Source organism: Candidatus Harpocratesius sp. (genome assembly GCF_054039255.1).
On the sequence record NZ_JBPLBG010000049.1, the window covers coordinates 1 to 14199 of the forward strand.

The 14199-nt window shown below is 33.2% G+C and carries 8 protein-coding genes and 1 tRNA gene; 4 read left to right on the forward strand and 5 right to left on the reverse strand.

Going from position 1 to position 14199, the window contains the following annotated elements; translation table 11 throughout:
- Positions 1-395: 395 nt before the first annotated feature.
- Together ACXLDF_RS11535 and ACXLDF_RS11540 are read right to left on the reverse strand one after the other, a co-directional pair.
- A tRNA-Ser gene (locus tag ACXLDF_RS11535) sits at positions 396-506 on the reverse strand.
- Positions 507-624: 118 nt separating this feature from the next.
- Positions 625-4329: a DNA polymerase II large subunit gene (locus tag ACXLDF_RS11540; protein WP_457558684.1), complete on the reverse strand. Its 3705-nt coding sequence runs from the start codon at positions 4327-4329 to the stop codon at positions 625-627.
- A gap of 365 nt (positions 4330-4694) precedes the next feature.
- Here ACXLDF_RS11540 and ACXLDF_RS11545 point away from each other — a divergent pair, with 365 nt between their 5' ends.
- A complete protein-coding gene (locus ACXLDF_RS11545) occupies positions 4695-6815 on the forward strand; it encodes a metallophosphoesterase (protein WP_457558685.1) in 2121 nt (706 codons plus the stop codon).
- A 7-nt stretch (positions 6816-6822) separates the two neighbouring features.
- Positions 6823-7548 carry a hypothetical protein gene (locus ACXLDF_RS11550; RefSeq protein WP_457558686.1) on the forward strand — a complete coding sequence of 242 codons (726 nt, stop codon included), beginning with the start codon at positions 6823-6825 and terminating at the stop codon, positions 7546-7548.
- Positions 7549-7604: 56 nt separating this feature from the next.
- Here ACXLDF_RS11550 and ACXLDF_RS11555 read toward each other — a convergent pair whose 3' ends face one another.
- Positions 7605-8894, reverse strand: a complete 1290-nt coding sequence (locus ACXLDF_RS11555; RefSeq protein WP_457558687.1) for a Cdc6/Cdc18 family protein — start codon at positions 8892-8894, stop codon at positions 7605-7607.
- A gap of 517 nt (positions 8895-9411) precedes the next feature.
- Between ACXLDF_RS11555 and ACXLDF_RS11560 the strand changes: the two genes are divergently transcribed.
- Positions 9412-10353 (forward strand): hypothetical protein, encoded by a 942-nt coding sequence (locus ACXLDF_RS11560; RefSeq protein WP_457558688.1) that lies wholly within the window; start codon positions 9412-9414, stop codon positions 10351-10353.
- Positions 10350-11474 (forward strand): SIS domain-containing protein, encoded by a 1125-nt coding sequence (locus ACXLDF_RS11565; protein ID WP_457558689.1) that lies wholly within the window; start codon positions 10350-10352, stop codon positions 11472-11474. The genes ACXLDF_RS11560 and ACXLDF_RS11565 overlap by 4 nt, the downstream gene beginning before the upstream one ends.
- A gap of 51 nt (positions 11475-11525) precedes the next feature.
- Here ACXLDF_RS11565 and ACXLDF_RS11570 read toward each other — a convergent pair whose 3' ends face one another.
- Both ACXLDF_RS11570 and ACXLDF_RS11575 read right to left on the reverse strand, forming a co-directional pair.
- Positions 11526-12482, reverse strand: a complete 957-nt coding sequence (locus ACXLDF_RS11570) for a GTP-binding protein (protein ID WP_457558690.1) — start codon at positions 12480-12482, stop codon at positions 11526-11528.
- A 171-nt stretch (positions 12483-12653) separates the two neighbouring features.
- Positions 12654-14120 (reverse strand): RtcB family protein, encoded by a 1467-nt coding sequence (locus tag ACXLDF_RS11575; protein ID WP_457558691.1) that lies wholly within the window; start codon positions 14118-14120, stop codon positions 12654-12656.
- Between the last annotated feature and the right edge of the window lie 79 nt (positions 14121-14199).

Consider the following 14199-nt stretch of genomic DNA (forward strand, 5'->3'; position numbering starts at 1 on the left):
TCTCTGCAACCAAAAATGACGAGATTTTGCTTTAGGATTTGAGAAATCAAAAAACTTATTCGCACAATCAACTTTCTTTTGTTAATTGAGCATTTGTTAAATTATCTTTGGAAGGATTCGACATTTCAATCTATATTATCTTTTTCATCTGTATTACTATATTATCCAATTGAATCTTATGGAATAATATGGAAACAAATAGAAGAATAGGATTTTTTAGATACTTGATTAATGAATGAATTTGAATGAATAAAATATAGAATTACGTTGAAAATGATTTTCATACTCTTTTAAAAATAGTTTTACATCAAATAATATTAAATTACAAGATTGAACATACCTTAGATTATAATAAAACGAAAATTTGGGCCAAAATATTCAAGAAAAAACGAAATTGGCGCACGCGATGGTATTCGAAACCATGAAGGCGGATGCCTACTGGATCTCAAGTCCAGCGCCGTTTTGGTGGAAAGTATGTGTTTCCTCGACCACTTGGCTACGCGTGCTCGAAAATTTTGAAAAAATTATAAATCCTTAAAGTAAACTGCAAATTAATAAATATTGTACTTCTAAAAAATTTTTCGTATTTTATAAAAATAAAAAAGAGGAGATTTGATTGAAACATTACTTAAAAAAGGAAACTATTGATTTTTGTTTTACTCGTGGGTTATCGGTTAAATCTTTCACATTTCGTTCAATTAACTTCCATCTTTGCTCCGTATAATCACCTAATGCAAAATCTGTAATGAATGATTGAGCTTTAGAGAGATACTTTGTGATTCCTCCCGGATGAACCGTCATTAACAAATCATTGCCACATTTGGCACAACGACCAATAAGAGGAATACGTCGATATTTACTTCCACATTTTGGGCAACGAAATCCTTGAGTTGAAAATGCACGCAAATTACCAAGGATATCAGGTGCAAAATGGGATGATATTACTTTACGAGCAACATCTTGAACTTGAACAGCTTGAATTGTTTTAGCCAAGTATAGTTGTGAATCTATTTTTTCTTCCATTGTTCCTAATACGGAGTACATGGATTTTCGGGGACCGATGTTTATTGATTGAGTTGGGTGTGTGAACATGCTACCTTCAAATTGAGCTTCTGTGCCAAGATAATCTGCAAACAGTTTCATGTACTTCAATTTTGGTTTACAATAGGTTTGAGCATCAAGATAGAATTGAAGGGGATAACGTGCCATGTAATCAACATTATGACTTTCTCCATCAACTTCTCTAGGATCTAATAGCAATGAAATAACCAATGGAGCATCCATTTTTCCACCTAAAGAGGATGGGAGATAATAAAGCGAAAAATTAAGGAGGCATTCGAGTAAAAGCATAATTCCATCTTCATCACCGTCACAATTGCGCCGTTTTGCTGCATGCCAATAGGGATGTGCATATCCTGATTCAGCATGTGTGAATCCTATCAAGCGGCCAATGATACCGGCTGATGTATGTGGGGCTAATCCAACCATGTAGTGCCCGACCAAATCATATTTAGTTTGGATATTATAAAAACGGGGTTGATGATATAAGTATTCTAATTCATCATCAACAAAATTAGCGACATTGACGAAATAATCCCCTAAATGATGAGTGAGCAGAACGTCTTGAACCTTTATCTCAATAATCTGATTTTCATCTGTAATTGGTTTTCCGTATATATCAACATCATATCCTAATTCAAGGATTTTTTCAACTGGTGTATTAATTTCTCTACAAGTAAAATGGGTAAGTGGAATATCAGTAGCATCTGCCCGAATGGTACCATCTTTATACACATAAACATTGTTGATGGCGCGCAGTATCCCTTTCTCGATAGGTTCAGGTATTTTATATTCTGAAGACATTCCCTTGACACCTTTAATAGTAGGGATGGTTTTAGGTATTTTTGCTGCAGCCATTTCAAAATACTTTTTCAAGGAAAAGGTTTTTGTAGAAGTTGATGCAAGATGACTTCCACAAGATTGACATTCTCCCACAGATATATCGTACATTTTATTGCATCGTGGGCAAATTTTTTGCAGTACTGTTGGCACTTGACATTTTGGGCATAAGTTAAAAAAAGTGATAGAATGGCACTGGGGGCAAATTTTTTGGCAGATTTCAACTTCAATTTTGGGGGCTCCAATGGCATTTTGAAAGCTGCGTTGAAGTTTCGAATCATGTCCGATTGGAAATAGAGAATGGACTGGTGGTTTCATCTTTCGTTCTTTAGCTTTTTCTGGTCTTCCCATTCGGCTACCCATGTAGTATGGCGCTTTATCAGGAACTTTTAAAGTAGTTAAATGGGAGAAGAGTTCTAGTGCAGTTAATGAACGAGAGAGTCGTGTAAACTTGGGAATATTAGAAAGGTTGGAGTATTTATCTTTTTCTGAGATTTTACTTGATTGGCCAAACCCTAAGATTTCGTAGAAGATGAATGCACGATTTGGGTCTATCCAAATGCCTTGTGGATGAACTTTATGCACTACAAAGGCATGTTCTAATGCATTTTTTACCTCTGGAATGTTGGGGATATGTAACCCATTTTCAAAGATTTTTTCTAAATTATCATAAGAAATTTCAGATAATGGTTGATTTTTATTTTCTTTCAAAAGATTAATTAAACTTATTCTTAATGCTTCATGAATTTGCAGTAATTCAGTTCCGTTTACATTTCCCCAATGATCCAAGTATCGAGGATGGATTCCAACTTGATATTGTGCTGCAAATTCAACGGCTTGCCTACCAGTGGGGATTTTAGAGAAGGGATCTTTGATAAATTTAAGAAAATCAGTCGCAGAAACATCTTTTATACCAGTTTTTTTTGCTTTCGTTGATAATAGATCTATTTTAGCTTTTGCGTTTTCTTCTAATTCAACGGCCCACCATTCTTCTACGTAGCCAGATGGTAAAATAATATGGTTATTTTCTACAAATTCACCATATCCAAAAAGCATGTCTCCTAAAAACAGTATTTTTGCAGCTAGACGTTCTTTTTGAATTTTAGCTGCTTCACGTGGGTCCCAAAGTTGTTTTACTTCACCATCTTTCATTAATACTATAGGAGGTTCAATTGAAGTGACAGGCATAGTTGACCCGCTTTTTCCAGGTCGTTCTATTCGGATTTGTGTTCCAATTGCCATAAATTGATCGAGCAAGATCATTTGAGAAGGATGAGTTCCGCAAGCAGCTAATCCTGTATTACGAGAACGACCATACCTAATTCGGTGACCCCCAATTTGAGAAGGATATGCAAAAACTGGTCTACCCGCTATAATATCGGCAATATATTTATTTAATGGTGGATTCTTTTTTGTCAATTTTTGACGTCGTTTAATTACTGGTGTAATTTCATCTACATATTGATTTGAATTCTGTTTAGATGTATTAGTTTCTTCTTCATCACGCTGTTTTTTGCCTTTGTAAGTATCGCCGCCGTAATCTTTTGCCTTGTCTTTTCCTTCATCTTCAATTTTCGCTTTATTGTCCGCATGTGCTAATTTTTTTAGTTTTAAAAGCCATTCCCAACCTGGAATTTTACGTTTGTCGATAATTCGCAAAATTTTCTTGGATTTGAGCAATACTCCATCATTTAAAACTAAGCAAGGACCTCCACGTACAAAATTTGTCTCAATTCTTGGTAAGTTTCGATGGGCAGAAACTTCACGTTGTTCGGTTGGATCACCATTAAGTTCAACAGTCAGGTGTTTCACTGCAAAAGCCAATTCTTCATTGGTGGAAGGATATTGCAAATTCATAATACGGTCATATAATTTGACTTCTTCCACAAACCGACCTACTTCATCATCTGTTGCAATCCATTTGGCAATTCCCATTTTTTGTCGCACATGTTCAGCACATAAAACCGCAAATGCCTGTACTGTTCCACCTGCAGCGCGGATTGGTCCAGCAAAGTAAAGCGATAAATAAGGTTCTCCTCCAATATTATTATCTCGTATAACAACTTTGGCAATTCCCTCTAAAGGAGCGGAAACAACACCTTCAGTTTTTATGGCCAAAGCAAGACGGATGGATCGATCCACTTTTTCTTCTTGAGAAAAATCACCTAATTTTCCGTCGATAAGCCAATCCATAGAGCGAAAACAAAGTTCGTCTTGATCTGCGCCTTCTTCCTTCCATCGTCGGAGGAGATCGGCAATTCCTGGCGGGCCAACTAATTTTTCTACCCGACCTGCCATATCTCGAGCGCGTGGTGATTCTACTTTAGGAACAGGATCCACTCCAATTTTTCGGGCTTCTTGTGCTACATGATATATTTTTTCAACATCACGCTCAATTTGATCAAAATATTTGCGGTATTTATCACTCATTACGACAGGCATGGGTATCAAATCAGAAAATTATTTTTGCAGATGCAAAATATCAGCGTTATTATAAAAATAAATAGGCACCCGCATGATTTATGTAGTATTAATGAATGGTTAATATCAGCATAAAAAAGGAATCACAGTGAATATTAACTAAAGTAGTAAAGATCTATCACTTTATATGGATAGGTGATTAATCTTCTTTAATTAAGTGATTAATCTTTTTTTTAACTGGAAAATCTAGCGTGTATATGGAATACAGTGATTTGCAACCTAAAAAATCCGTAAAGTGCTTAATTTATAAAAAATAAATATTTCTGAATAATAGAAAGGATATCTTTAGCACCTTAAAATATAGGGGAAATAAAATGACACTATCAGAACAACCAATGGATCTCGCACTAATGCATGTATTAAATGTAGTTTTACATTCTGGAATGAATATTGATCCTCAAGCATTATGGTTTTTTGCTCAATTAGGTGTATCTGATAAGGAAATCGAAGAATTTTTATCAAAGATTGCTTTCTTGCCGAGTTTTAGTTCTTATTTATCTGAGGATGTTCTTCAAACCGAATGGAGGAAATTTAAAGGAATTATTGATAACAACGTTCCTAGAAATGCCAATAAAGATGTAGAAAAAAGTATTATCAAAACCAATATTAATACAAAAAAGGATAATACAATTATTGGAAAGGAAATTAATGAAGAAAAGGAAACAAAAAAAAAAAATATAAAAAAACAGGAAAAAGAAGAAAAAGAGAAAGAAAAACGAATAAAAAAAAAGGATCAAAATAGCTTTTCACCTAATGATAATTCTTCTTTAGATCTTGATCCAGAATTTGATTTTGATATTCCCGAAATGGATGATATTATCGGGGAAGCTTTCTCTTCAATTGAAGTTTCACTTGATAATAATAAAGAAAAACCTGTAAAACAAGCAATATTAGCGCCTAATCCTAAAGTTCCAGTTGAAGAAAATCCTATTTTGCATCCTCCTAATGATGATACTGATAAAACTAAAGAAATTTCAGAATCAATTTACTCAGTAAAAAACAATATAACTTCTATAAAAAATAATCAAGAAAATGCTTCGGAATCGTCCATCTCACCAAAAATTTCTTCAGATGATCTTGAACTGCAAAAAATACGGATTCAAAAGCGTAAAGAATGGGAAACTCTGGAATTTCATTCAGGGACTTCAACTTTCAAGCCAATAGCTTCAGAATATGATGCAGAAGTGAAAATTTTAAAAGATCCAACTGGAAAACTTCATACAGAAGGAAAAATCGCAGAATTTCTTAGTGTTCAGAGAGATAAATTTGAAAAACTTTCTCAAATTCTCCAACGTCGACCAGAATCAGGTGGACTTCTCCCAATTAATATGATTAATCGCTTGGAAAATTCAACAGAAGTTAAATTTATTGGAATGGTTATCGATAAGAGGCAAACAGGATCTCGAAATTATCTGATTGAAATGGAGGATACGACTGGACAGTGCATGACCTTGGTTCAACAAAAACATTCTGAAGTTTATCAGCTAGTAGATTATCTATTGCCTGATCATGTGGTTATTATCGATGGTTATCTCAGCGTAAATGAAAAAACTAACTCACGTATTATTTTAGTTAATGATATTATTTTTCCAGATTCTCCCAATACCCATAAAGTGCAGTGTCCTGAAGAAGATATTGCTATGTGCTTGATATCTGATACTCATTTTGGTAGTGTTGAGTGGTTGGAAAAGATTTGGTATCGCTTTGTTGATTATTTAAATTGCAAGGTAGGAAACGATCGTCAAAGAACACAAGCAGGAAAAATAAAATATTTATGCATTGCAGGAGACATTGTAGATGGGATTGGAGTTTATCCCAACCAAGAAAAACATCTGCGAATTAAAGATATTTATAAACAATACGAAGCGTGTGCTGAGTATTTAGCTGAAATACCTGAATATATCGAGATAATTCTAACACCAGGAGATCATGATGCTGTTCGGAAAGCGGTACCCGCACCGGCTCTGTCTAAAGATTTTGCCAAACCTTTATATGATAAAGAGTATAAACTTTTAGGAAATCCTGCTATGGTAAGTTTACACGGAATAAAAACGCAGCTTTTTCATGGTACTTCATTAATTGATTTGAATATGGCCATTCCGGGAATGACAAATGAAGATCCATATAATACTATGAAAGAATATATCCGGGCGCGCGATCTTGTTCCAACTTATGGGAAAAAGACTGAAATTGCTCCTGTAGAAAAAAATTGGTTTGTATTAGATGAATTACCTGATATTCTACATACTGGACATCTTCACAAAAACGGATTTGGTAAATATCACGGTATTTTATTAGTTAATTCTGGCTGTTTTCAAGATCAGACAGAATTTATGGATAGTCTTGGAATTCTACCAGATTACGGCAAACCTACAGTAATAAATATGAAAGATAAGTTACAAGCCAAGGTTATTGATTTGGCTGGTAATAGGTGAAAAGAAAATGGTGATGAAACCTCCCAGCGAATTGAATCAACTTTTATTGTATTGGTGGAAAATAATTGATCGAACTGAGATAAATAGAGATGAATTACAAAACTTTATCGCTTTTGAATTATTTACTTTTTCTTTGCAGAAAACAAAAGCAACTATTCAAGAAGCTATTGATAAGAAACTTTTAGTCTATGATCCAATCACAGATTTAGTTCGTTTAAATTCAACTTTACAAACTAAGTATAATGAATGGTTGAAAGGAGGAATTACAAAAACTAAAAAAATGCTTCAAGTTTTGCGTAAACGTTGGCGTAAACCTCTTCAATTTAGTAAGGAAGACATTTTTTCAGTTTATTATCAAGATTTGGTTGATCCATTAGTTCATAATAGAGCATCAAGAATCCTTAGTTCGAGAGTGAAAATTGATAAAAGTAATCTAGAAGATATTAGGAATTCGGGAGATTTGGATAATACAAATAATTCAGATGAGTTAAAACTGTTTATTTCTGGGAAAATTAAAGATTATCCCTTTCAGATTGATTCATCCAGCAAGATTATACAGCATGTATGTCCTGAATTTAAGCAATATCGAGCAAAAGAGAAATCTTTTTGTCCTCATCTGGCTCGTTTAATTTTGAAAATAAACCTCAAATATCCAGAAATTACACTTAGACTACTTAAAAGAATTGCTCAAACAAAGGAATCTTGGATATTTTCTGCAGAAATTAATATATAAAAAAGAAGCTATTTTTTCTACTTTAGCTTTACTTATTTTACTTATTCTACAAATATTTACATTAACTTTCTGAATTTTTTACCGCCAAATCGAGCAAATTTATTCCGAATGCATGATGGTGGTATATTCATCAAATCTGCAATTCTTGATTCATTTTGTAAGTAATCTTGTAAATCTCTTAAAGGTACATTAGATTTTATAAATTTTGTTCGTCCATATCTTCCTGTAGATTTTACCCTTGCATTAATCATACCAGAGAGATCTAACTCACGAATCAATTCTGAAACACGGCGCTGGGTCAATTTATTTAATCCTGGAATTAATTCAACCATTTCACAGTATGTATTGTAAATATCGCCGGTGATAATTGTTTCTTGATTTAAATGTTTTTCCAGTTGATAGATGCTGAGAAGGATCATTTTACTTTGTAGGGGAAGTGCTTCACAATATTCTTTCATTTTATCTTTTTCCATATTATCTTGAGCAAAATACACATGGTCGATAGTAACCTGCTTTGCATTTCGACGTTCTGCAAATTCACCTGCTTTTCGGAGTAAATCTAATGCTTTTCGTGCATCACCATGTTCTTTGGCGGCTAAAGCTGCACAAAGCGGAATTACACTTGGATCGAGTACATCAGGATAAAATGCTCTTTCAGCGCGCTGTTCCAAAATGTCTTTAATTTCCAAAGCATTGTATGCAGGAAAAACAATTTCTTCTTCACCCAAGCTGCTTAAAACTCGAGGATCTAAAGCGCTTTTAAAATTAAGGACATTTGAAATACCTATTATATTTACTTTAGTAGATTTCAAATGAGAGTTGATTCGAACCAGATTATATAATACATCTTGAGATTTTCGAGCCTTTTTAACAAGTACATCAATTTCATCAAGTATAATGAAGCAATTTCCTTGAAGGTTTGTATTGATTTTTTCAATAAGAGTATCAAAAACCACATCAATCGGCCAACCGGCTATTGGAACGGGATTATTAGGATCAATTTCATCGCAAATTTTAGCTAATACGCGATATCCTGTATTCACTTCTTGACAATTTAAAAAGATCCATTTACTTTCAGGAATATTTGCTTTACGACATTGCTGATTTAAATGCTTACTGACATAATTTATTACTGCTGTTTTCCCTGTTCCAGTCTTACCAAAAATAAAAATATTGGAGGGCATGGAATTTTTTAGACTGCATGCTACAATTTCAGCAATTTTCTGAATTTGATGATTGCGATGAGGTAATAATGATGGTACAAATTCAGGGCGTAACACATCACGTTCATGGAATATCTCTTCTTTCGACATAAAATCTTTGAAATAATTATCAATGTCAAACATTATCACACACATCTCTTTTATTTCATTCTTCCTTACCAAAAAGGAAAGAATTAAATCATACTTTCTTTTTTGTCGAGATGCTATTTAAGTGCGGTTGTTAATGGATAAGTTATTATCTGGAAAATAAAGAAGATATCACTGATTAATCGTTTAAAATTTTAATGTTCTCGTTAATATCTTTATGAATTTTATGGAAAAAACCTTAAAAGTGATGGGATCTTCTATGAAAAAAAACAAAAATGTTTGTTTAAGAATAATTTCATTTAGATAAGAGCATTATTAAAGATCTTTATTAACCAAATATTTTTAATTTTAGAAGAGATTACGTATAATATTTAAATGCCTTCAATATAATGGATAATTGATCAAAATTCTTTTCCATGACGCATTAGAATCATTTTTAAACATTCCGCCCACCCTACTACGATGTCTCCGCTATTATATTTCTCCCGAAGGGAAACAAATTTTAAAATCATTTCGAAATTTCTGCAATACTGATAATATTCACCGGTTGATTTTGATTGGACACAGTTATAATTATTTTGCTTCCTTAATACCCTATTATTATATTAATTCTTCTATTGAAGTTTCTATATTACAAGCAAAACAAGTGAAATCCAGAGAATGTATTCTTATTGAACCAGATGAATTTGTTACATATTGTCACCCTCATAAATATGCTAAAGATGCAGTTTTTATGTTTGTTACACGCACAGGTTCCACACAAGTATATCAAAGTATTGAAAAACTTCATAAATTTGAGATTGATCATCAAAAAATTGGGGTTGTGTCTAATAACCCTAAATTAAAATCCAATTGTAATTTTTATTTTCCTCTTCTCTGTGGTGATGAAAAAGTTATTGGTTCTAATTCTTTCCCTGCAGATATTTTGGTGTTGTATTTTCTCACAAGAGCTTTTATGAATCAAGATCCAATTCCAAAATCAATAGAAGATGAAATTCGACAAATGATATTTGAAATTAAATTTTATCAACAAGATTGGGAATATCATGTATCGAGTTTAAATGATTTTTTGGGGGTGGATTACAATTTTCTGTATTTCATCTCAAAAGGTACAAGTTTATCTGTTGCATATCAAGGGGCTTTGAATAGCAAGGCATATTTACGACTTTTTGGAGAAGGAATTTCTATTGGATTATTTCTTCATGGACCTTTTCAAATAATCAACAACTCCTTTCGTTGCATCTTATTGGTCAGTGATGAAACCAGTATTGAAGATACAGTAAATTTAATAAATATTGCAAGTAAAAAACTTGGATCAGGTCGAATTATTTTAATTAATAATAGTCGTGCTCTATCTTCATTAGGTCGGGCTAATCGAAATGTCTGGGTATTTGAACATACCACTCAAAATCCCTTTTTGGCTCCAATATTTGAAATGGTTGTTTTAAATTACCTATTCCTTGATCAAGCGCTTCGTCGGGGGGTGATTGAGTGACATCAAAAAAGAATGAATCATTTAATTGGCCATATTCATTTCAACAAATTCGAGACGATTTTTTTAATGAAATTGAAAGTTTACAGAACTGCGTAGATCATTATTTCAGTGGTAAATTTTCTTCACTTTTTAAAAAATTGAAGAAAATTCTCGTGGATTATGAAATTTCTAAAGTTTTTTTCATTGGGAATACATACAGTTATTTTGCCAGCCAAATCGCTTCTCAAATGATGATGGTTAATCAGAATGATATTTCATTTTCTCTTTACTGTGTAGAATTAAGTGAATTTTTCGATTATATGCTCCCTCAAGAGCCTGAAAAAGCTCTTTATATTTTTATATCTAAATCAGGAAAATCACGATTTCTACAAGAATGTGTAGATCATTTACGTTTATCAAAAATTTCACCAGAAACTGTTTGGCTAATTACAAATAACCCAAATACGCCTTTGGCTTCATTTATTTCAAATCGGTTTTCAATGTTTGTTTCCAGTGAGATAGTGTTAGGGACAAAATCCTTTATTAATACATTATTCATAGTTTATTTAATTACACGGATTTTATTAGGAAAAGAGGCTGTAAATTCATCCATCCAAAGAAAAATTCGCACATTCTTGTCTGATTTAATTACCTATCGTGAAAATTGGGAAAAGCCCACTGAATATATTGAATCATTTTTAGGTGATTTTGATGATTTATATATTATTTCGAGAGATCCTGCTTCTATGGCAGCAGCATCATTAAGCGCACTACATGCAAAGAGTTTTACTCGACTTCTTACTGAAGGTATTTATATTTCTCATTTTTTCCATGGACCATTTCAAATTTTAGAAAAAAAGATTTATCCAAGGGAAATTAGGATTCTTTTGTTTGTTGGTGATCGAACGACAAATGAAGCCACAATATATCGATTGGTCAAATTAATATTAGAACGAGCAGGGAAGGTGCTGGTTTTAAGTAACAACCCTGCTGTTTCTGAAACTCTTAGAAAAAATAAGAGAATTTCGTTGGTTGATTTCACTTCAAAAATTCCAGAATTATCGCCTATATTCGAGTTATTTATTTTACAGTTTGTACTATTGAAAATTGCAGAAAAAAAAGGATTACTTAAACAAAAATAATTGAATGATCACTAGTGCGAATAAGTTCATTAAAAAGTATGAATTTGATAGTTAAGAAAGATTCTCCTCTCGTTTATAGATTTCAATTGCCAACTCTTGTAATGCTTTTTCAACTTTTTCCCCAGTTTTTGCTGATACTTCAATAAATCCTGTTAAATCATGATCTTTGATATACTGTATGGCATCTTCTCGAGGTACTTTCCTTTCTAAATCTATTTTATTACCAACCAAAAGTGTAGGGATCTGACCAACATTTTCCTCTAATTCTTCTAACCATTTATCCAAATTTTGAAAAGAAACTGGATTATTCACATCATAACATAATAAAGCACCTTTAGCGTCTCGATAATATATTCCTCGAATTTTATCATAATGTGATTGACCTGCAGCATCCCACAGATTGATTTTAGCTCGAAATCGATAAGTTCCTGAATATAAGGTGTCATTTGGTGTATAAGTACAAATTATTTCTTTACTTCCAAAATCGACTCCTAATGTAGTTTTCAAATCTTGTTTAAAGTAATCATCAGTAAATCGCACTTTAATGGCGGTTTTTCCTGTAGCTGAATCTCCAATTTCAATAATTTTAAATGAATATTCATTTTTTAACAGCGATCTTACTTCATGATTTGCCCAAGTTTCAATATCTGCACCAGTAATCAAATCTTCTTGTACCTCTTCAATAGTTTCAAATTCAAGAATATATCCAAGAGAGTATGTATCACTTTCCATATCTTGAAGGGCGTTTCGATTTACATTTTTAATTTTTCCTGTGCAAGGAGAATTTAATGTAGTAATTCCATTTGCAGTTGTGATCACTGCAAAAGGTTCCCCTATTTTTACTGAATTTTCAGAGAGAATTGCTAATTCTGTTGGTTTTTTCAAGAATGCATAACCTATCTGATCCAATCCAACAATTTTTTTGACCCGATCGACATAAACATGTTGCGTTTTCGAGTACAAGAGATGTTCGGGAAGAGAATATCTTCCATCTGCAATTATAACCAATGTTGAGCGACTCCTAACAGTATATTGATCTTTGCATTGAAATCCCTTATAAATTTTTGCTCACTGCTTTTACAGATGCTGAGAATTTCTTTCCATCTGAAAAATCATTAAAAAAAGATAAGAAAAATCAAAAAACTATATTAAATTTAAAAATTGGATAAAATTGATAATTTATCCTTTTGTAACCCCGATCGGAACTAATCTAGCAACCTTTTTAATAATACCCAAATCATGACTCACGTTGACTACTTGATCGATATTTTTATAAGCCAAGGGTGCCTCTTCTGCTAATACTTTTAATGAAGCTGCTTTGACAGCAATTCCTTTTTGATTTAATTCCTGTTGAATATTTTTTCCATAGAATTTACGTTTGGCTTTAGAACGACTCATTTCACGTCCTCCGCCGTGGGCTGTGCTGGCAAAACTTAATTCCATTGCTTTTTCTTGACCGACACATAAATATGAAGCTGTTCCCATACTTCCTGGAATTAAAACTGGTTGTCCTATGGATCTGTATTTTTCTGGCAAATCAGGATGATTTGGAGGAAAGGCACGAGTGGCACCCTTTCGATGAACGTTAACCATCTCACGTTTTCCGCTGCCTACATCATGTTCTTCAATTTTTAAAATATTATGAGCAACATCATAAACCAATTCCATTTGTTCGGGTGATATATGTAAGACTTCGTTAAATGCTTCTCGTGTCCAATGCATTATTATATGTCTGTTTGTATAGGCAAAGTTTGCAGCAGCCCGCATTTGCGCCAAATACCGGGCCGCTTCTTTTGTTCCTGAAATAACATAACTCAGTTCTCTGTCCGGTGGAACTATATTTTCTCGATGCATCATATGATCAATTTCTTGAAGAGAATCTGTGCAAATTTGGTGACCCATTGCACGAGAACCAGTATGAATCATAACAGTTACTTGGTTTTCTACTATACCCATGACTTTTGCAGCTTCTTCATCAAATATTTTTTCGACTCTTTGAATTTCAATAAAATGATTTCCAGATCCTAATGACCCTAATTGTCGAAGACCTCGTGCTTTCGCCTTGTTTGAAACCAGACTAGAGTCGGCTCCCACAGTTCGACCTTGATCCTCGCAGAAATATCGATCTTTATCAAATCCATATCCATGCTTAATTGCCCAATCAATGCCTTCATCTAAAACATGATTTAAATCGCTTTCTGTAATATGCAGTTTTCCTTTTGATCCTAAACCACTAGGTATATGCCTGAATAAAGCTTCTGTTAATGCTGGAATTTGCGGTGCAATATCTGAATAATTCAATCCAGTTCGCAGCAAGCGCACTCCACAGTTGATGTCATAACCAACGCCTCCTGGACTTATGGCACCTCCATCAACACTTGTAGCTGCCACACCTCCAATACAAAAACCATATCCTTGATGGGCATCAGACATAGCGATTACATGTTTACGAATTCCTGGTAGGCAGGCAACATTTGTAATTTGATCGATACTTCGATCATTTTTAATATGTTGCATAAGATAGTCGTTAGCATACACTCGTGCTGGTACCTTCATTGTAAAATTGTATATTTTTTCATTATATTTTATTACCTTCATTTCTGGTTCTACTTGATAAATTCCTTCTGCTATTTTTTTTGGTATCATATAAATCACTATATTAATAAATTGATAGGATTGAATTTCTTCATATTCTTAACTGGAATTGCAAATTTACTACGGCTAT

What these genes read in the sequence shown, in the direction of transcription:
- ACXLDF_RS11575 (WP_457558691.1), bottom strand. Translation starts at nt 14,120, where the DNA reads ATGATACCAAAAAAAATAGCAGAAGGAATTTATCAAGTAGAACCAGAA.
- ACXLDF_RS11545 (WP_457558685.1), top strand. Translation starts at nt 4,695, where the DNA reads ATGACACTATCAGAACAACCAATGGATCTCGCACTAATGCATGTATTA.
- ACXLDF_RS11540 (WP_457558684.1), bottom strand. Translation starts at nt 4,329, where the DNA reads ATGAGTGATAAATACCGCAAATATTTTGATCAAATTGAGCGTGATGTT.
- ACXLDF_RS11555 (WP_457558687.1), bottom strand. Translation starts at nt 8,894, where the DNA reads ATGTTTGACATTGATAATTATTTCAAAGATTTTATGTCGAAAGAAGAG.
- ACXLDF_RS11550 (WP_457558686.1), top strand. Translation starts at nt 6,823, where the DNA reads ATGGTGATGAAACCTCCCAGCGAATTGAATCAACTTTTATTGTATTGG.